A 17,457-nucleotide genomic window follows, 5' to 3' on the forward strand; every position below is an offset into this window, starting at 1 on the left:
CGGTTGTTTCACTAGGTGGTACATAAATCGGGCGCTTCCGTACCGAAGCGTTAACTCCGGTGCCGGAGAACCCTTGGGCGTGCCGTCCCGACGCGTCGCCCTCACTGTCCTCGTCGCCGCGCTCGCGAGTCTCGCCGCGACCGTACTGTTCGACGTGCTGGGAACAGTCTTCTTCGCGCTCACCGTCACGTACCTCCTCGCGCCGCTCTACCGGCGGCTCAACGACCGCCTCCCGCCGTGGCCGGCCGCCGCCGCCACCACCGTCGTCGTCACCACCGGCCTCCTGCTCGCACTCGCCTCCATCACGCTCCTACTTGCCCGGCGCGCTGACGACCTCATGCGACTCATTCGCGAAATCCCCTCCTCGTTCACACTCGTCGTCCTCGACACGCCTATCGTCGTCGACGTCAGCACGCTCCTCGCCGCCGCCCGCGACGCCGTGAGCGCGCTCGCCGTCGACGCCGCGGCCGCCCTCCCCACGCTCGCCCTCAAACTCACCGTGTTCGCCTTCCTCGTCTTCGCGCTCCTCATCCACCATCAGGACGTGGAGCGCGCCGTCCTCGCCGCAATCCCCCACACCTACCACGACGTGACGAGCGCGCTCGCCGACCGCGCCCGCGCCACCCTCTACGCCATCTACGTCCTCCAGGCCGCCACCGGGTTCGGGACGTTCCTCATCGCGCTCCCCGTCTTCTTCGCGCTCGGCTACGGGCCGTTCCCGACGCTCGCGCTCGCCGCCGGCGTCCTCCAGTTCCTCCCCGTCGTCGGCCCCAGCGTCGTCGTGCTCGCGCTCGCCGGCTACCACCTCACCACCGGCGACGTGACCAGCGCCGTCCTCGTCCTCGTCGTCGCCGGCACGCTCGTCGCGTGGCTCCCCGACGTGCTCATTCGCCCGCGGCTCGCCCGCGAAACCGCGAACCTCCCCGGCAGCCTCTACTTCGTCGGGTTCACCGGCGGACTGCTCACGCTCGGCCCCGTCGGAATCATCGCCGGCCCGCTCGTCGCCGCGCTCCTCGCCGAGGGCGTCCGCCTCCTCGCCGCAGAACAGAACCGGGAGCGCGTTAGCTGACGACCTCCCGACCGAGTTCGCGCCACTCCGTCAGGCTGCCCTCGTAGAACTGCACGTCCGCGAACCCCAGCCACCGCAGCACGACGAACGTGTGGCTGATGCGCCGGGCCGTGTTACAGTAGAGGACGACGCGCTCGCCCGGCACGATGCACTTCTCGCCGAGCACGACCTCCAGTTCGTCCGGGTGCTTGATGCCCCGGGTGTCCTCGTCCACGAGGTCCTTCCAGTCCAGGTTCACCGCGCCCGGGATGTGTCCCTCCGCGTACTCCTCGGGCCGCCTGGTGTCGACGACCACCGCGTCGCCCTCGCTCGCCGCCGCCACCGCGTCCGCGCCGACGAACGGCGTCTCCGCGGGCGGCTCGGGGTCGTACATCGTCGGTTCGACCGACACCGACTCCGTGGCGGACGCGTGGTCGCGCGTCCACGAACTGAAGTCGCCGTTCAGGAGGTGGAGGCGCTCGATGGGATGGCCGTGGTAGAGCGCGGTGACGAGGAAGCGCGCCGCGAACACGCCGTGCGTGTCGTCGTACGCCACGAGGTGCGTCTCCGGCGTGACGCCCGCCTCGGCGAGCAGGTCGGTCCAGTGCTCGCGGGGCGGCATCATCCCGGACTCGCCGTCGGCCGTGCGGAACGAATCGAAGGGGACGTTCACCGCGCCCGGAACGTGGCCGATGCCGTCGTACTCCCACGCGTCCCGCACGTCCACCACGCGCACGTCCGGGTCGTCCAGGCGTTCGGCGACCCACGACGTCGGCACCACGAGGGCGTCCGTCTCGCTCATACCCGAACTATGAACGCCCCGTCCTTAGCCTCGCGGGACGCGACACGCCACCGACGTACCGGCAACAACTACCGGTAATTGGCGCGTACTCGACGTATTCTGCGACTCAACCCGAAGAAGATAGTAATACTTTCCTGTACTGCGTTCGAGAGGGGGTTCCTGCCGACGGTGAGTGAGGTTATGTGGGTGGCCGAACAATACTCGGATAGCATGGCACAAGACGACTACGCGAACGACGTGCTCGTGAGCGCGGACTGGGTCGAGGAGCACCTCGCCGAGTTCGAATCCGACGACCCCGACTACCGCCTCGTCGAGGTCGACGTGGACACCGAATCCTACGACGACTCCCACGCGCCCGGCGCGATCGGGTTCAACTGGGAGACCCAACTCCAGGACCAGGTGCAGCGCGACATCCTCGAAAAGGAGGACTTCGCGGACCTCCTCGGCTCCCACGGCATCACCGAGGACAGCACCGTCGTGCTGTACGGCGACAACTCGAACTGGTTCGCCGCCTACGCCTACTGGCAGTTCAAGTACTACGGCCACGAGAACGTGAAACTCCTCGACGGCGGCCGCGACTACTGGGTCGCGAACGACTACCCGACCACGGACGAAGTCCCCGAGTTCCCTGAACAGAACTACGACGCGCGCGGGCCGTTCGACGGCATCCGCGCGTACCGGGACGACGTGGAGACCGCCATCGACCGCGGCATCCCGCTCGTCGACGTGCGCTCGCCCGAGGAGTACAGTGGCGAGATTCTCGCACCCCCGGGACTCCAGGAGACCGCGCAACGCGGCGGCCACATCCCCGGCGCGCAGAACGTCTCGTGGGCCGCGACCGTCAACGAGGACGGCACCTTCAAGACGAAAGACGAACTCGCCGACCTCTACGAGGACGCCGGCGTGACGAACGACCAGGAGGTCGTCGCGTACTGCCGCATCGGCGAACGCTCGTCCATCGCGTGGTTCGCGCTCAGCGAACTCCTCGGCTACGACGACGTCACCAACTACGACGGCTCGTGGACCGAATGGGGGAACCTCGTCGACGCCCCCATCGAACAGGGCGAATAACCCGAATTCATTCTTTCCGCGGACGATGCCTAGAAGGCCCCCGCAGTCCACGCTCTAGGTATGACTCCCGACGACGTGTACGAGCGGGTTCGCGAGGAGAACGACACCGCGCTCTCCCGACTGGGTTCCTCGAAGTCGCTGTACGCCGCGACCGGCGGCGAGATGGAGACCGAGGACGTGTTGCGCGCCGCCGCGGACGCCGAACACGCCGCCTACGAGACCTTCCAGGCGTGGGCGGACACGAGCGACGCCCCCGCCAGCGCGCTCTATCAGGAGACCGCGGACGAGGAAGCCAGCCACTACGACCGCGTCACCGCCAAACTCGACGACCACGCCCCGAGCGAGGACGCGTCCGCGATGCACGACCGCCTCCGCGCGCTCGACGACCCCATCGAACGCGCCGGCGGCTACATCGGCCGACTCCTCGCCACCCGCGCCTCCAAGGAACAGTACGTCGGGTTCTTCGTCGGCCAAGCAGACCCCCAGACAGCACAGTTATTCCGCGACCTCAAGGGCGACCTCGACGACCAGAACGTCCGCGCCCGCGACCTCCTCGACGCCGCCTGCGACACCGCCGAAGACTACCAGCAAGCCATCGACACCGCCACCGACATCGTTCAAGCCGCCTACGACGAATACACCGCCCAACTCGAATCCCTCGGCGTCAACCCCAAACCGGTCTGCTAGACGCACCGTTTTCCAGTTCGGGGTCGCTTCGCGACCCACTCACTGCAAAACCCTGCACGAAAAATGCCGGTCGCCTTCGGCGACCGGTCAATCCCGCTCACTTCCGGGTTCTTCGAACCGCTCGTTCGCGCGAACGCGTCCCGCCAACCGCCTCTGCTTCCGCTAACCGCCCCGCGTCCGCGTCCGCGCTATCGGCGTAGGTTGAAGTAGGATGGCGGAGCCAGCGGGTGGCGTGCGTTGAGAGACGCGCGGGACGGGAGCGCGAAACCCCGGCGACGCGCCCGCCCGCGAAGGAAAACGCGTCGCCGTGAACGCCCCGCTCGGGAGTAGTTCTATACCGCCCGGGTGAGGAGACAGGGGTATGACCGCTCCCCTGTCGGACGACGCAGCGAACCGCTTCGTCACCGTCGCGCGCACGGCTCTCGGCGATAGCCTGCGCTCCCTGACGTTCTTCACCCGTACGGACTACGAGCAGCTCTACCTCCGGGACGACCTCGAACAGGACGCCGACCTCTCCTCCTTCATCGGCCACGAGTGGCAGGCGTTCCAGCTCACCCAGGACACGTACAAGGGCTCCGAACTCGGAGAGTACCAGTACACGGTTCGGTCGTTCGAGAACGGCTTCCTCCTCCGCGTCGCCACGGAACGCGACGGCGTCTTCGTCACCACGGACGGCCTCACTGTCACGCAGTTCGACGAGGCCGCGAGCGCGCTCGAATCCGTGCTCGAAGACCGCCGCGACTAGAGCGAGACCGCCGCGACCGTCTCGTACTCCGGTCCCTCGTGCGTGAGCGTGCTCTCCGTCAGCCTGACCTCCGAGACGCGCGCCGTCCCGACTGTCGGCGACCACTCCTGCACGAGCTCCCGCACGAGGTCTTTCCCGCCGGCGTGCTGCATCCGCGCGAGCGTCACGTGCGGCGTGAACTCGTGGTCCTCCGGGTCGAACCCGAATTCGACGAGCTCCTGCTCTATGGCCTCGTGCAGTCGGACGAACGCTTCGGTTCCGGATTCGACGCCGAGCCAGAGCACGCTGATGTAGTCGAGGTTCGGGAACACGCCGAGCCCGCCGTACGTCGCCTCGAACGGCTCGATGCCGATGTCCGTGACTCCGGTCTCCAGCGCGTCCGCGACCGCGTCGACCTCGGACTCGGGCACGTCCCCGAGGAACTTCATCGTCACGTGGCTCTGCGCCGGGTCGATAAAGGAGAGGCCGTCGGCGTCCGCGAACTCGGACTGCACGTCCGCCACATCGTCGTGCAGGGCGTCGGGGAGGTCGACGGAAACGAACAGCCGCATATCAGGGAGTCGGTCTGCGTAGCCCTTAACCCCGTCCCTCCCATTCTTACAGGTATGACTGACCGAGAGGACGACCGCCACTACTTCTCCGAGGGCCAGGGCTTCGACGACCCCTACGAGGGGTTCGACCTCGACCCGCCGGAACTCGAACCCGACCTGAACGAGGTCGACCCCGTCGACTCCCGAGTTGTGACGGAGAGCCTCGACGAGCGGAACATCACCGCCACGGACGCCGACGCGGACGAACTCATCGATGTCGGCTTGAACTACATGGGAATTAAGCGCCACGAGCAGGCCGCGGACGCGTTCGAGCGCGCCGCTCGGTACGCGGACGACGACGACACCGCGCAGGAGGCGTGGGTGAACAAGGGCGTCGCGCACGCCGAGATGGAGGAGTGGGACGACGCCGCGGGCGCGCACCGCGAAGCCGTGTTCGTGGACGAGGACGGCCCGTTCGCCGCGGAGGCGGAGACGAACCTCGCGTACGCGCTCTGGGAGTTCGGGGACGACGAGGAAGCCATCTACCACGCGGAGCGCGCGGTTCGGAAGGACGACCGCCTCCCGCAGGCCTGGTACAATCTCGGGTTCATGGAGAACGAGCGCGGCCGCCACGAGGAAGCCCTGGAGTGTCTCGATAACGCCATCCGCCTCGGGTTCAAGCAGGCGGACGTCTACCAGGAGAAGTCCCGGGCGCTCGACGAACTCGGCCGCGAGGAGGAGGCCGGCGAGGTCGAGGCGCAGGCCGACCGCATTCGGAAGAACCAGGAGCAGCAGCTGGTCGACCGCGAGTGATGATAGTCAGCGAGCGACAGACGGACCAGGGCCTCCTCGTCACCGTCTGCGACACCGGCCTCATCGGGGAGACGTTCGAGGACGGCGACGTGTCGCTCACCGTCACCGAGGAGTTCTACGGCGGCGACGAGGTCGACGAGGCCGACGTGCGCGACAGCCTCGGGCGCGCGAGCGTCGCGAACCTCGTCGGCACGCGCACGGTCGAGTTCGCCATCGACGAGGGCTTCGTGGACGAGACAGTCGTCCTCGACATCGCGGACACCCGGCACGCGCAAGTCCTGCGGCTGTAGTCACGTTTCCTTCTTGTGGCGCGTGTCGAGTTGGTATCCATCCTCTTCCAACGGTTACATCCATCCAGAAAATATTTATTAAATACTATTATTAGTGTATTCATAACTCCTCCACTCTCTCGCCGTCGATACCTCGCACTCGGTGCTGCCGCTGTCGGCACAGGGCTCGCTGGCTGCTCCAGTAACTCTGCCGTCTTTTCAGCGTGGCCGTCGTTCGGGTACGACGCTCGGAACACTGGGTACGTGCGCGACAGTCATACACCGCTTTCGTCGGTTGAACGCGCACTTTCGTTTAAAACGACGTTTACTCGGGCAGGTCCGGCGGCGGTAACTGATAGCGTCGTTTTCCACACGATTGGACCACGGCTGTATGCGTTGGATCGCCACGACGGGACGGTTCGATGGAAAACAACCATCGGAACCTGGGGAGGTGAACCGCCAATTCTCGTTGATGATGTGCTCTATGTCGGCTGGAGTGGAGGAGTTCGTGCCATTGACGCGACAAGTGGAACGATATCATGGACGTACGATGGCGCCCCCTCGTACGGCCCTCTCGGGTATCACGAGGGGACAGTCGTCGCAAATAAAAACGGCGAACGTGGTACTGGGGAGATTCTCGGTCTGAATGGGGGGAGTGAGGCGTGGCAGTACGAGACGGAAGCCGGTATCCTCTCCGGTGTCACTGTCGTCGATGGTGTCGCGTACGTCGGAACGAAGGGGCAGCGCGTCTCCTCGAACGAACCTCCCGATGCGCCACACGTTCAGGCTGTATTCGCGGTCTCAGCGAGTGACGGCTCCGAGAAGTGGGTGTTCCGCGGTGTTAGCGGACGCGTGAGTGTTCCGGCAGTTACGGAGAGACGTGTTTACCTTTCTTGTTCCGATGATTACGTGTACGCGCTTGACACCGAAACCGGTGAGCGTGAGTGGCGGACTTCTGTTCCGCTCACGTCGTTTAGTGCGCCAACCGTCGTCGATGGCCGTGTGTACGTTGGAAGCACGGATGGCCACGTGTACGTGCTTGATGCGGATTCCGGCACCATCGAATACCGGGTTTCCGTCGGTGCGTCCGTTCACCGTGGTCTCGCGGTCGCTGCTGGGCCAAATCCGGACGCGGAGTCCGAGACGGAACGACAGACCCTCGTTTATGCGGGAACGGCTTCTGGAACCCTTACCGTCATCAAAACTGAACTCCAAGAGGTTGTTTCCGAGATTGACTTGGGTGCACCGCCGGCTGGCCCTCCGTCCGTGTATGGGGGGACCATTCATATCGGCGATGATGATGGAAATGCAAGAATTTTGAATTAGGTGTGGTCTGCATTTTCACCGGAATGACGCCTTCTACCGGCGTGGCGGTGGGAAATATCCGGCCTACTGCCCGTTTCTATCGCTAACCGTCCCGATATGGGTCGCTCCCATCGAAGGAACCAAACGCCTCCGAACCCTCCTTTCGTACATGGCTACGGGTGAACAGAGCCCGCTCGACGTCGAGCGGGTTCGCGAGGACTTCCCCATTCTCGACCGGGAGGTCGGGGACGGGGTTCCCCTCGTCTACTTCGACAACGCGGCGACCACGCAGACGCCGAACGAGGTCATCGACACGTTCGGCGACTACTACCGCGGGTACAACGCGAACGTCCACCGCGGCATCCACCAGCTCAGTCAGGAGGCCTCTATCGCGTACGAGGAGGCGCACGACCGGCTCGCGGAGTTCGTCGGCGCGAGCGGCGAGCGCGAGGAGATGATTTTCACGAAGAACACGACGGAGGCCGCGAACCTCGTCGCGTACGCGTGGGGGTTGAACGAGCTCGAGGAGGGCGACGAAATCGTCCTCACGGAGATGGAACACCACTCCAGCCTCGTGACCTGGCAGCAGATGGCCAAACGCACCGGGGCCGAGGTGAAGTACATCCGCGTCGACCCCGAGGACGGCAGCCTCGACATGGAGCACGCGAAGGAACTCATCGGCCCCGACACCGCGATGGTGTCCGTCGTGCACGTTTCGAACGTCCTCGGCACCGTGAACCCCCTCGCCGAACTCGCGGACATGGCGCACGAACACGACGCGCTCATCTTCGGGGACGGCGCGCAGGCTGTTCCGAACCGGCCCGTTGACGTGGAGGACCTCGGCGTGGACTTCTACGCGTTCAGCGCGCACAAGATGGCCGGTCCCACCGGCGTCGGCGGTCTCTACGGGAAGAAGGCGATTCTGGAGGAGATGGAGCCGTTCATGTACGGCGGCGAGATGATTCGCCGCGTCACCTACGAGGACTCCTCGTGGGCGGACCTCCCGTGGAAGTACGAGGCCGGCACGCCCCTCATCGCCGAGGGTATCGCGTTCGCCGTCGCCGCGGACTACCTCGACGACCTCGAGATGGAGAACATCCGCGCGCACGAAGAACGCGTCACCGCCGAGGCCTACGACCGACTCAGACGAATCGACGGCCTCGAAATCTACGGCCCCCGCGAGGACGAGGAGCGCGCCGGACTCGTCTCCTTCAACCTCGACGGCGTGCACGCCCACGACCTCTCCAGCATCCTCAACGACCACGGCGTCGCCATCCGCGCCGGCGACCACTGCACGCAGCCCCTCCACCAGAAGATGGACATCGCCGCGTCCGTTCGCGCCTCCTTCTACCTCTACAACACCGTCGACGAACTCGACGCCCTCGTCGACGGCATCCGCGCGGCGAAAGACATCTTCGCCTGACTACTGCAGGCGTTCCCCGAGCACTTCTTCGGCGACGAGCAGGACGCTGTAGCCGACGGTCGCCTGAACGCCGACGACGCCGAACGACGCGAGCACGGGCGTTGGCGTGTTCGCGAGCACGGTGACGAGCGCGATGGCGACGACGAGGTTGCAGAACGTCGCGGCGAGATGCACCATCTCCGCGGCGGTCTTCACGTCCCGCGCGCCCTCGTCCGCGGCCGTGAGCACGCCGCCGAACGCGTAGTACGTCACCGCCGCGAACTCGAATAACGACCCCGCGATGTACGCGAGCACTTCGAGCGAACTCGGAACGCCGTACTCGGCGATAAGCATCGCGCCGGCGCCCCAGATGACGAGCGTGTAGCCGTACGCCCGGGACTCGTCCACGAGCGTCTGCGCGAGCCGTGCCCGAAACGACATACCGGAACGTCACCCTCGCGCCTGCTAAACCGCACGGCCGCACGGTAGGCTTTTACGCCGCACGACCCACGTATTCCGTATGAGCATGGGTTCGGACATGTACCGGCAGCAGATTCTCGACCACTACAAGAACCCCCGGAACTACGGGGAGCTGCCGGACCCGACGTTCACCCACGAGGGCTACAACCCCTCCTGTGGGGACGAAATCGAGTTCGATGTCGAACTCGCCGAGGACGGCGAAACCATCGAACGTGTCGCGTGGGACGGCGACGGTTGCGCCATCAGTCAGGCGTCAGCGAGCATGCTCTCGGGAGAGCTGCCCGGGATGACGCTCGACGAGGTCGACGACCTCGACCGCGACGATGTCCTCGATATGCTCGGCGTCGAGGTGACGCCGATGCGCATCAAGTGCGCGGTACTTGCGGAGAAGGTCGTGCAGGACGGCGCGCGCGTCTACGAGGGCGACCTCGAAAAAGCCGCGACGAGTACGGAAGAAGACGAGTAGTTATTCGGGTTTCAGGCCGCCGTCCTGGACGCGCATGACGGCTTCGCCGTCCGCGAGGTTGGGCGCGTCGACGAGGCGGACGATGCGCTTGTCGTTCTTGGACTTCCGGAGGTAGATGCGGAACGTGGACTTGTGGCCGAGGATGTTCCCACCGACTGGTTTGGTGGGGTCGCCGAAGAACGCGTCCGGGTTGGACTGCACCTGGTTCGTGACGACGACGGCGCTGTTGTAGAGGTTCCCGACCTTCTCGAGGTCGTGGAGGTGCTTGTTGAGTTTCTGCTGTCGGTTCGCGAGTTCGCCGCGGCCGACGTACTCCGCGCGGAAGTGCGCGGTGAGGGAGTCCACGCAGAGCAGTCGAACGGGGTAGTCGTCGTCCTCGTACTCGCTCCCGATCTCCTTCGCCTTCTCGGCGAGGAGCATCTGGTGGTTGGAGTTGAACGCCTTCGCGACGTGAATCTTGTCGAGGATGTCCTCCATGAGGGCGTCCATCGCGTCCTCATCGCCGGGTTCGCCCTCGATTCCGCGGTCCTCCATCGTCGCTTCGAGTTGTTCGTCGGAGAGCCCGCGCACCATGTCGTCGATGCGCTCGGGGCGGAACGTGTCCTCGCTGTCGAGGAAGATGACGCGACCGTGCAGGCCGCCCTGGTCCTTCGGGAGCTGTGCGGTGACCGCGAGCTCGTGGGTCACCTGGGACTTCCCGGCACCGAACTCGCCGTACACTTCGGTGATGGACTGGGTTTCGACGCCGCCGCCGAGGAGTTCGTCGACGTCGGGGACGTTCCACGTGAGCTTCCCGATGCGCTGGCGCTGTTCGAGGATTGCGCTCCCGGTCTCGAACCCGCCCACGTCGGCTTCCTCGCGCGCGCTCTGAATGATGTCGGCGGCGGTGGAGTCGCCGACGTCCGCGGTGTTCGAGAGTTCGCCGGGGCTGGCGACGGCGATGCTCTGGAACGATTCGTAGCCCGCGTCGCGGAGTTTTTCCGCGGTCGCGGGGCCGACGCCGGAGAGAGTTTCGAGGTCTGCGTCTGCTGGCATGTATCCCTTTCTTTCGCCCATACGACCTTAAACCCTCGTAAACACCAGGGTGAAAGTGAAACTGGCGGGCGTGGCGGGGGTCGCGCTCGTCCACGGGCGAAGGTTGAAACCGGGTGCGCGGGACTTAACCGCCTCAACCGCTTTCTTCGAGCCATGAGTACCGAGTCCGCCACGTTCTGCCCGCGCTGTGGCGACCCCACGACCGAAGCGGAGACGGGGGCGACGCGACGCGAGCGGGCGCTCTGCAACGACTGCTACTTCGACGACTTCGACCTCGTCGACGTGCCCGACACTATCGAGGTCCGTGTCTGCGCGCGCTGCGGCGCGGTCCACCGCGGGAACCGCTGGGTGGACGTGGGCGCGCAGGACTACACCGACATCGCCATCGAGGAGACGACGGAGGCGCTCGGCGTGCACGTCGGCGCGAGCGAGTTCGACTGGCAGGTCCGCCCGGAGCAGGTGGACGCGACCACCATCCGGATGCACTGCCGCTTTTCCGGCGTCGTCCGCGGCGAACCGATGACCGAGGAGGTGATGGTTCCCGTCCGCATCTCCAAGGAGACCTGCCTGCGCTGTGGCCGCATCGCCGGCGACTACTACGCGAGCGTCGTTCAGGTCCGCGCCGTCGGCGACCGCACGCCCACCACCGAGGAGACGGAGCGCGCGAAGGAGATCGCGAACGACATCGTCGCCGAAATGGAGGCGACGGGCGACCGGAACGCGTTCGTCACCGAACTCACGGAGAAACCGGAGGGCCTCGACATGAAGCTCTCCACGACGAAAATCGGGAAGAAGGTCAGCCGCAAACTCACCGAGGAGTTCGGCGGGTCGTTCTCCGACTCCGAGACGCTCGTCACCGAGGACGAGGACGGCAACGAGGTGTACCGGGTGACGTTCGCGGTCCGCCTCCCCGAGTTCGTCTCGGGCGACGTCATCGACCTCGAAGACGACGAGCAGGGGCCCGTGCTGGTGCGCTCCGTCCGCGGGAACCTCAAGGGCGTGCGCGTGACGACGGGCGAACCGTACGAGGCGAGCTACGAGGTCGGGGACGCCCCCGACGCCCGAAAACTCGGCACCACCGGGGACGCCGTGGACACCACCGTCGTCACCGTGGAGGACGAGAACTCGGTGCAACTGCTCGACCCGGAGACGTACGAGGCGAAGACCGTCGCGCGCCCGGACTACATGGACGAGTCGACCGACACCGTCCCCGTCCTCCGGAGCCGCGAAGGCATCCACGTCCTCCCCGATGCCTGACCTCGCCGTCCTCGTCGCGAAACCCGACGCGGAGGCCAGCATCGAGCGCCTGCGCGCCGAAGGCGTCTACGACGACGACCGACGCGTCCGCGAGCGCGACGACGAGCGGGTCGAACTCCCCGTGCTCGCCGCGCCCGCCGAGACGGACGTGCTCGCGACCGTCGAGCAGTCCGACCCGGACTACCGCTCCCGCGGCCTCGATGACGTGCTCCGCGAGCGCGGCTGGAGCGAGGACGACCGCGAGCGCGCGCCGTCCTCGTGGGCGGTCGTCGGCGACGTGTTGCTCGCGGACTTCACCGACTGCCCGCGGCCGGGCGGGGTCGCGGACGCCCTCCTGACGCTCCACCGGGAGGCCGATACCGTCCTCGACCGCGGCCCCATCGATGGCGAGTTCCGGACGCCCAACGTGACCGTTCTGGCGGGTAGCGGCGACACCGAAACCGTCCACACCGAGCACGGCACGAAGTACGCGCTCGACCTCTCGCGCGTGATGTTCTCGCCGGGAAACCAGCACGAGCGCGCCCGCATGGGCGACCTCGTCACGGAGGGCGAGCGCGTGCTCGACATGTTCGCCGGCATCGGCTACTTCGCGCTCCCGATGGCGCGCGCCGGCGCCGACGTGACCGCCGTTGAGAAGAACCCCAACGCCTTCCGCTACCTCGCGGAGAACGCCCAACTCAACGAGGTATCGGATTCGATGAACCTCGTGCTCGGGGACTGCCGGGACGTCGAGACGACCGCCGACCGCGTCGTGCTGGGGTACTACGACGCGCTCGACGCCGACTACCTCGCCGCCGCAATCGACGCCCTCGTTTCCGGTGGAACCCTCCACGCGCACGCCACCGTCCACGAGAACGACCTCCCCGAAACGCCCCGCGAGCGCGTCGAGGCGGCCGCACGGGATGCCGACAGAACCGTCGAATCTGTCGAGGTTCGGCGCGTGAAGTCCCACGCGGAGGGCGTCTGGCACGTCGTCGCTGACGCTCGCCTCGCGTAGGGGGAACACAGAAGTTTCAGCGTCCGATACAGCCAGTATGACCCGTCAGCAACTCATCGCGATATTCTTCGCCGTCGTCATGCTCACGTCGGCGGTGTTCTACGTCATTTCCTCCGTCTAGTCCACGTCCCACACGTCCGCCATCGGGCTCCGGCGCTCCCGCCCGCCCCCCGACTCGTCGCCCGCGTCGTCGCGCCCGGCGCGCCCGCGGTCGGTCTGCTGGGTCGTCTGGGTCGCGTGCTCGATGTCGTTCACGCCGGCGCGCGCGGCCGCCGCGTCCAGTTCGGGGAGGTCCGGCGTCGTCATCTCGTCGACCTGCGCCGCGAACCACTCGGGCATATCAGTGCGGGCGCGCTCGAACACGTCGAGCACGGAGTCGTCCGCGATGTACGTCGCGCCGTAGTCGTCCGGCGCTCTGACGACGCGGCCCGCGGCCTGAATGATGGTGCGCAGGGCGCTCCGGTAGTACCACGCCCACTGGCCGTCCTCCAGCCGCCGCGCGACCCGGGAGTCGCCCGTGTTCAGGAACGGCGCTTTACACACTACTTGCCAGCGCGCGAGGTCGCCCTCCAGGTTCAGGGCTTCCTCCATCTTCACGGAGAGGAACACTTCGGGTTTCTCGCTCGCCTTCCACGCGTCCAGTTCGTTGTCCCGGTTCTCGGAGGTGTGCGTCCGCACCCGGCCCGCCACGCCTAGCTCCTGGAGGTGGTCGTGGAGTCGCTCCTGAATGCCATAGGAGTGGCAGTGGACGATACCCGTCTCGTCGTCGTGTTTCTGCATCACGCGCGCCACCACTCGCGCGACCTCGGGGAGGGTCTCGTCGCGCTCATCGTACGTCATCTTTCCGCGCGTCACGTCGTACAGCGGCCGGTTCTCCACCGGAAACGTGTGCGGTACGTCCACCAGCGCGACGTTCTCCGGGTCGAGACCGACCCCGCGACAGAACGCCTCTTTGTTCAGGATGGTCGCGGAGAGCAACGCGAACCGTTCCGCGCGGTCCCAGACGGTGTGCTGGAGGTACCGCTCGGGGTTCATCGGCTTGATGGTGATGCCGCGCTCGGACTGGTCGACCACCCACGTCGTCGCGGACTCGTGGTCGCGGGAGTCCTCCGCGAACCACTCCAGTTCCCCGATGAGTTCCTGGAGTCGGTCGCGCTCTCTGGCTTCCTCGGCGGTGAGTTCGTCCACGCCGACGAGCTCGTCCTTCCGGGACTCGCAGACGCGCACGAGGGAGTCCGCGAACCGCGCCGCCGCCTCCACGTCGCCGTCCACGTCGGGGACGTTCACGTCGCTCCAGACGGGGACGCTCGCGGGCGAGAGGTCGATTGTCGCGTACATCTCCGCCCACTCCGCGAGGCCGTGCGCCTCGTCGATGACGCAGACGTCCCGGGTTCGGAACACCTCGCTGCCGGCGGTGCGCATGAAGTACGCGAGCGTCATCGCCGCGAACTCGCGGGAGGACGCGATGGCGCGGTCGGAGAAGTACGGACAGCGGTGCTTGACGGCGCAGTCGTAGCCGCGTTCGCGGGCGCAGGGCGCGCGGTCCACCGGCGTGTCCTGCTCGTCGGGGAGGATGCACGTGTAGTTCGACTTCCCGCGGATGAGTTTGAAGTCGGAGAGCAGGTCGTCGGAGGCCACGTCGTCCAACTGGCTGACCTGCGGCGTCGTGTAGTACGCGCCCACGGGGTCCGCGGGACCGGCGTCGCCCGTCTGCCGCGCACAGCCCATGATGGCGCGGGCGAGCAGGCTCTTGCCGCTCCCGGTGGGCGCGCGCACCAGCACCACGTCGTTCCCGTCCGCGAACGCCTCTCGCACGTCGGAGAGCGCTTGCTCCTGCGCGCCCCGATAGCTCGGGGCGGGGAACTCCTCGTGGATGCGCGCGGGGTTCACGTCAGGTGTGGAGCGCGGGGAGCGCCTTAGGTCGTCCGACTCTCCCGGACTTCGGCCACGTCCTCGCTCGTGGGGTTCTCGGGGAGCGCCTCGATGCAGTCAAAACACAGGAAGAACTCGGTGTCGTCGCGGAGTTCGAGCGTCAGGCCGCCCGACGACGCCTTCTCCAGGTCGCCGAAGTCCCAGAAGTCGCCCGCGCCCCCGGAGATGGCTACGCGGTCCCCGCAGCAGTCACACGTCGATTTCGCCATACCCGGTGGAGGGGCGAGCACCGTATAGGCCTCCCGCTCCCTCGACCCCGTGTCGCCGCGCGCCCCCACACCTATGGCGTCTCCCGTCCATCTCCGGGTATGCGCGTGCTCGTCACCGGCGCGACCGGCTTCGTCGGCGGCCGCCTCGTTCCCGCGCTCGCGGACGCCGGCCACGACGTGGTCGCGGTGGTTCGCGACCCCGACCGATACGACCCGTCCAACGGCGTCGAGGTGGTCGCGGGCGACCTGCTCGACGACGACCTCTCGCTCCCGAGCGCGGACGCCGCCTACTACCTCGTGCACTCGATGGGGTCGGGAGGAAATTTCGAGGAGCGCGACCGCCGGTGCGCCCGGAACTTCGCGGCCGCCGCGAGCGACGCGGGCGTCGAGCGCGTCGTCTACCTCGGCGGCCTCGGCGGCGACCGGGACGAGCTTTCCGACCACCTCCGCTCCCGGCGCGAGGTCGAACACCTGCTCGCGGACGGCGACTACGACCTCACTGTCCTCCGCGCCGCCGTCATCGTCGGCGCGGGGAGCGCGAGTTTCTCGGTGGTGCGCCAGCTCGTCGAGCACCTCCCCGTGATGGTGACGCCGCGCTGGGTGCGCACGCCCTGCCAGCCGATCGCCATCTCGGACGTGGTCGCGTACCTCACGTGCGTCCTCGCCCACCCGGAGACCGCGGGCGAGACGTACGAAATCGGGGGGCCGGACGTGCTCACGTACGAGGAGATGCTGCGCACGACCGCGCGCGTCACCGGCACCACGCTCCACTTGCTCCCCGTGCCCGTGCTCTCACCGCGGCTGTCGTCGTACTGGCTCGCGCTCGTCACGGACGTCCCGACCTCGGTCGCGCGTCCGCTCGTCGAGGGCCTGAAGAACCCCGTCGTCTGCGAGGACGACCGCCTCCGCGACCTGTGTGACGTGACGCCGACCGCGTTCGAGGACGCCGTGCGAGCCGCGCTCGCGGAGGACGCGTGAGCGACCGGTACGGCCGGACGTGGGTGTACGAGAGCATCGTCGGCGCGATTCCCGGGCTCTCGCTCCCGGACCGAATCGCGGTCGCCGTCCAGTTCGTCCTGTTCGAGGCGCTCGTGCTCGCTGTCGCTGCGGTGTACGGCTACTGGAACGCCGTCCTCCCCGGCACGGTCGCCGTCGCCGTCGCGGCCGCCGGGAGCGCGTTCATGCTCGACATGGGGCGGCGCGTCCGCACGCTCTCGCTCCCGGACGCCTACACGCGCCTCCTGTTCGGGTCGAGCGTCGAAGTCGTGCTCGGCGTGCTCGCGTACGTCGCGCTCGTCACCTACCTGTTCGTCGTCGACCCCCGGGACGGCGCGACCCTTCTCGAACGATTGTTCGGTCCGACCCCGGCCGCGCCCGCCGTCGCCCTCGCCCTGCTTGTGCTTTGGGACGTCTGCTATCGCATCGGCACCGGCTGGTGGGCCGCCGTTCTCGCCGCCTACCGCGAACTCCGGTACGCGTTCGACGGCGAGACGGCCGCGGAACTGCGCGCGCTCGACTCCCGGAACGTCGGGTTCGCGCTCCTCCAACTCGTCCTCGTCCCCCTGCTCGGCGACCAGCCGCTGCTGGCGCTCGCGGTCGTCGGTCACGTGCTCGCGGTAGGAAGCGTGGTGGCGGTCGCTCGACTCAGTTCTTCTTGATGCGCTCGAAGGTTTCGAGCAGGTCGTCCGCGGACTCGCCCGAGTCGTACTCCACGGTCCCCTTGTACTGCGTGCGGGTGTCGTCGTTCGTCGTGTCGACGGACGAGTTCTTGCGTTCGCGGCGCTCGTGTTCGGCTTCGTCGTAAGATCCGATTGACATGGTAAGACAAACCAAGGTTAGCGGCTTTGCCATATCAATGTATCGCCGAATAGCACTACGGATGACACGATAGCTCTCTCGAACCGACCGTTCGAACACCACAGAATCGAATCGGTGTGGGTTCGAACGCTGAACGCGACGCTCGTGGAAGAATCGTCAGTGGAGTGCGGCCGGGGTCGTGGCCGCGGCCGTGAACCTATGGGGTCGGGGGATTAAAACGAAACCTGGGTGGGGCCGTCGACGCCCATGGGGGTGGGGTCGCGGTCGGAGTAGTTCCGGCGGCCGATGGCTTCGCCGCCGACGGCGCCCATGAGGGCGTGCTGGGCGGCGGTGGCGTCGTCGAAGGTGTCGTCGCCGGCACGGTCGATGATGTCTCCGAGGGTTTCGGTGCCGTTGGGGAGGTCGAGTTCGAAGTCGCCGTGAGTGGTCTTGATGTCGTCGGCTGTGGCCGGGTACTCCTGGGTTTCGAGCAGTTCCGCGGCGTCCTTGAGCGTCATACACGCTTCTGGATGATAGACCATTAAGAACGTTCTCCATGAACGATGGTGTAGAATAATAGTTTCCTTAAACACAAGCCCCTGGCCGCCCTAG

At 66.8% G+C, this 17,457-nt stretch carries 21 protein-coding genes; 13 read left to right on the forward strand and 8 right to left on the reverse strand.

What is annotated here, in order from left to right; translation table 11 throughout:
* Window positions 1-79: 79 nt before the first annotated feature.
* Window positions 80-1,069, forward strand: a complete 990-nt coding sequence (locus U3A55_RS11175; RefSeq protein ID WP_330991587.1) for an AI-2E family transporter — start codon at window positions 80-82, stop codon at window positions 1,067-1,069.
* On the opposite strand, the gene U3A55_RS11180 is transcribed toward U3A55_RS11175, so the two are convergent.
* Window positions 1,062-1,850, reverse strand: coding sequence for a sulfurtransferase (locus tag U3A55_RS11180; protein WP_330991588.1), 789 nt, complete (start codon window positions 1,848-1,850; stop codon window positions 1,062-1,064). The genes U3A55_RS11175 and U3A55_RS11180 overlap by 8 nt on opposite strands.
* Before the next feature lie 210 nt (window positions 1,851-2,060).
* On the opposite strand from U3A55_RS11180, the gene U3A55_RS11185 reads away from it, so the two are divergent.
* From U3A55_RS11185 to U3A55_RS11195, 3 genes are all read left to right on the forward strand, one after another.
* Window positions 2,061-2,921: a sulfurtransferase gene (locus tag U3A55_RS11185; RefSeq protein ID WP_330991589.1), complete on the forward strand. Its 861-nt coding sequence runs from the start codon at window positions 2,061-2,063 to the stop codon at window positions 2,919-2,921.
* Between the two features lie 60 nt (window positions 2,922-2,981).
* Window positions 2,982-3,608 carry a rubrerythrin family protein gene (locus U3A55_RS11190; protein WP_330991590.1) on the forward strand — a complete coding sequence of 209 codons (627 nt, stop codon included), beginning with the start codon at window positions 2,982-2,984 and terminating at the stop codon, window positions 3,606-3,608.
* Between the two features lie 361 nt (window positions 3,609-3,969).
* Entirely contained in the window at window positions 3,970-4,353 is a 384-nt protein-coding gene (locus tag U3A55_RS11195; RefSeq protein ID WP_330991591.1) for a DUF7522 family protein, read from the forward strand.
* On the opposite strand, the gene thpR is transcribed toward U3A55_RS11195, so the two are convergent.
* Window positions 4,350-4,904, reverse strand: a complete 555-nt coding sequence (thpR, locus tag U3A55_RS11200) for an RNA 2',3'-cyclic phosphodiesterase (RefSeq protein WP_330991592.1) — start codon at window positions 4,902-4,904, stop codon at window positions 4,350-4,352. The genes U3A55_RS11195 and thpR overlap by 4 nt on opposite strands.
* Window positions 4,905-4,958: 54 nt before the next feature.
* On the opposite strand from thpR, the gene U3A55_RS11205 reads away from it, so the two are divergent.
* The 4 genes from U3A55_RS11205 to U3A55_RS11220 all read left to right on the forward strand — a co-directional run bounded on the left by U3A55_RS11205 (window position 4,959) and on the right by U3A55_RS11220 (window position 8,693).
* Entirely contained in the window at window positions 4,959-5,696 is a 738-nt protein-coding gene (locus U3A55_RS11205) for a tetratricopeptide repeat protein (protein WP_330991593.1), read from the forward strand.
* Window positions 5,696-5,986, forward strand: a complete 291-nt coding sequence (locus U3A55_RS11210) for a DUF424 domain-containing protein (protein WP_330991594.1) — start codon at window positions 5,696-5,698, stop codon at window positions 5,984-5,986. Before U3A55_RS11205 ends, U3A55_RS11210 begins: the two co-directional genes overlap by 1 nt.
* 243 nt (window positions 5,987-6,229) lie before the next feature.
* Window positions 6,230-7,291 carry an outer membrane protein assembly factor BamB family protein gene (locus U3A55_RS11215; RefSeq protein ID WP_330991595.1) on the forward strand — a complete coding sequence of 354 codons (1,062 nt, stop codon included), beginning with the start codon at window positions 6,230-6,232 and terminating at the stop codon, window positions 7,289-7,291.
* A gap of 148 nt (window positions 7,292-7,439) precedes the next feature.
* On the forward strand, window positions 7,440-8,693 hold the full coding sequence (locus U3A55_RS11220; protein WP_330991596.1) for an aminotransferase class V-fold PLP-dependent enzyme: 1,254 nt from the start codon (window positions 7,440-7,442) through the stop codon (window positions 8,691-8,693).
* Here U3A55_RS11220 and U3A55_RS11225 read toward each other — a convergent pair whose 3' ends face one another.
* Entirely contained in the window at window positions 8,694-9,113 is a 420-nt protein-coding gene (locus U3A55_RS11225; protein WP_330991597.1) for a hypothetical protein, read from the reverse strand.
* Window positions 9,114-9,192: 79 nt separating this feature from the next.
* On the opposite strand from U3A55_RS11225, the gene U3A55_RS11230 reads away from it, so the two are divergent.
* Entirely contained in the window at window positions 9,193-9,618 is a 426-nt protein-coding gene (locus tag U3A55_RS11230) for an iron-sulfur cluster assembly scaffold protein (protein ID WP_330991598.1), read from the forward strand.
* Here the strand turns inward: U3A55_RS11230 and radA are convergent, their stop codons facing one another.
* Window positions 9,619-10,653: a DNA repair and recombination protein RadA gene (gene radA / locus U3A55_RS11235; protein ID WP_330991599.1), complete on the reverse strand. Its 1,035-nt coding sequence runs from the start codon at window positions 10,651-10,653 to the stop codon at window positions 9,619-9,621. It lies immediately after the preceding gene.
* Between the two features lie 153 nt (window positions 10,654-10,806).
* Here radA and U3A55_RS11240 point away from each other — a divergent pair, with 153 nt between their 5' ends.
* Both U3A55_RS11240 and U3A55_RS11245 read left to right on the forward strand, forming a co-directional pair.
* Window positions 10,807-11,910: a 60S ribosomal export protein NMD3 gene (locus U3A55_RS11240; RefSeq protein WP_330991600.1), complete on the forward strand. Its 1,104-nt coding sequence runs from the start codon at window positions 10,807-10,809 to the stop codon at window positions 11,908-11,910.
* Window positions 11,903-12,907: a class I SAM-dependent methyltransferase gene (locus tag U3A55_RS11245; protein WP_330991601.1), complete on the forward strand. Its 1,005-nt coding sequence runs from the start codon at window positions 11,903-11,905 to the stop codon at window positions 12,905-12,907. The genes U3A55_RS11240 and U3A55_RS11245 overlap by 8 nt, the downstream gene beginning before the upstream one ends.
* 117 nt (window positions 12,908-13,024) lie before the next feature.
* Here U3A55_RS11245 and U3A55_RS11250 read toward each other — a convergent pair whose 3' ends face one another.
* Together U3A55_RS11250 and U3A55_RS11255 are read right to left on the reverse strand one after the other, a co-directional pair.
* A complete protein-coding gene (locus U3A55_RS11250; protein WP_330991602.1) occupies window positions 13,025-14,797 on the reverse strand; it encodes an ATP-dependent DNA helicase in 1,773 nt (590 codons plus the stop codon).
* A 26-nt stretch (window positions 14,798-14,823) separates the two neighbouring features.
* On the reverse strand, window positions 14,824-15,048 hold the full coding sequence (locus tag U3A55_RS11255; RefSeq protein ID WP_330991603.1) for a DUF7561 family protein: 225 nt from the start codon (window positions 15,046-15,048) through the stop codon (window positions 14,824-14,826).
* Window positions 15,049-15,147: 99 nt separating this feature from the next.
* On the opposite strand from U3A55_RS11255, the gene U3A55_RS11260 reads away from it, so the two are divergent.
* Both U3A55_RS11260 and U3A55_RS11265 read left to right on the forward strand, forming a co-directional pair.
* The gene (locus U3A55_RS11260) at window positions 15,148-16,026 is read left to right on the forward strand and encodes an NAD(P)H-binding protein (protein WP_330991604.1); all 879 of its coding nucleotides are present in this window, start codon (window positions 15,148-15,150) and stop codon (window positions 16,024-16,026) included.
* Entirely contained in the window at window positions 16,023-16,706 is a 684-nt protein-coding gene (locus tag U3A55_RS11265; protein WP_330991605.1) for a DUF7530 family protein, read from the forward strand. Before U3A55_RS11260 ends, U3A55_RS11265 begins: the two co-directional genes overlap by 4 nt.
* Here U3A55_RS11265 and U3A55_RS11270 read toward each other — a convergent pair.
* On the reverse strand, window positions 16,693-16,866 hold the full coding sequence (locus U3A55_RS11270) for a DUF5786 family protein (protein WP_330991606.1): 174 nt from the start codon (window positions 16,864-16,866) through the stop codon (window positions 16,693-16,695). The genes U3A55_RS11265 and U3A55_RS11270 overlap by 14 nt on opposite strands.
* Window positions 16,867-17,078: 212 nt before the next feature.
* Window positions 17,079-17,363 (reverse strand): DUF5789 family protein, encoded by a 285-nt coding sequence (locus tag U3A55_RS11275; RefSeq protein ID WP_330991607.1) that lies wholly within the window; start codon window positions 17,361-17,363, stop codon window positions 17,079-17,081.
* Between the last annotated feature and the right edge of the window lie 94 nt (window positions 17,364-17,457).

The organism is Salarchaeum sp. III, from assembly GCF_036418315.1.
Classification (GTDB): domain Archaea; phylum Halobacteriota; class Halobacteria; order Halobacteriales; family Halobacteriaceae; genus Salarchaeum.

Excerpts from the sequence above, each read along its gene's own strand:
- U3A55_RS11195 (WP_330991591.1), top strand. The coding sequence starts at position 3,970 with ATGACCGCTCCCCTGTCGGACGACGCAGCGAACCGCTTCGTCACCGTC.
- U3A55_RS11220 (WP_330991596.1), top strand. The coding sequence starts at position 7,440 with ATGGCTACGGGTGAACAGAGCCCGCTCGACGTCGAGCGGGTTCGCGAG.
- U3A55_RS11245 (WP_330991601.1), top strand. The coding sequence starts at position 11,903 with ATGCCTGACCTCGCCGTCCTCGTCGCGAAACCCGACGCGGAGGCCAGC.
- thpR (WP_330991592.1), bottom strand. The coding sequence starts at position 4,904 with ATGCGGCTGTTCGTTTCCGTCGACCTCCCCGACGCCCTGCACGACGAT.
- U3A55_RS11230 (WP_330991598.1), top strand. The coding sequence starts at position 9,193 with ATGAGCATGGGTTCGGACATGTACCGGCAGCAGATTCTCGACCACTAC.
- U3A55_RS11205 (WP_330991593.1), top strand. The coding sequence starts at position 4,959 with ATGACTGACCGAGAGGACGACCGCCACTACTTCTCCGAGGGCCAGGGC.
- U3A55_RS11260 (WP_330991604.1), top strand. The coding sequence starts at position 15,148 with ATGCGCGTGCTCGTCACCGGCGCGACCGGCTTCGTCGGCGGCCGCCTC.
- U3A55_RS11270 (WP_330991606.1), bottom strand. The coding sequence starts at position 16,866 with ATGTCAATCGGATCTTACGACGAAGCCGAACACGAGCGCCGCGAACGC.
- U3A55_RS11275 (WP_330991607.1), bottom strand. The coding sequence starts at position 17,363 with ATGACGCTCAAGGACGCCGCGGAACTGCTCGAAACCCAGGAGTACCCG.
- U3A55_RS11180 (WP_330991588.1), bottom strand. The coding sequence starts at position 1,850 with ATGAGCGAGACGGACGCCCTCGTGGTGCCGACGTCGTGGGTCGCCGAA.
- radA (WP_330991599.1), bottom strand. The coding sequence starts at position 10,653 with ATGCCAGCAGACGCAGACCTCGAAACTCTCTCCGGCGTCGGCCCCGCG.
- U3A55_RS11255 (WP_330991603.1), bottom strand. The coding sequence starts at position 15,048 with ATGGCGAAATCGACGTGTGACTGCTGCGGGGACCGCGTAGCCATCTCC.
- U3A55_RS11190 (WP_330991590.1), top strand. The coding sequence starts at position 2,982 with ATGACTCCCGACGACGTGTACGAGCGGGTTCGCGAGGAGAACGACACC.
- U3A55_RS11225 (WP_330991597.1), bottom strand. The coding sequence starts at position 9,113 with ATGTCGTTTCGGGCACGGCTCGCGCAGACGCTCGTGGACGAGTCCCGG.
- U3A55_RS11240 (WP_330991600.1), top strand. The coding sequence starts at position 10,807 with ATGAGTACCGAGTCCGCCACGTTCTGCCCGCGCTGTGGCGACCCCACG.
- U3A55_RS11210 (WP_330991594.1), top strand. The coding sequence starts at position 5,696 with ATGATAGTCAGCGAGCGACAGACGGACCAGGGCCTCCTCGTCACCGTC.
- U3A55_RS11185 (WP_330991589.1), top strand. The coding sequence starts at position 2,061 with ATGGCACAAGACGACTACGCGAACGACGTGCTCGTGAGCGCGGACTGG.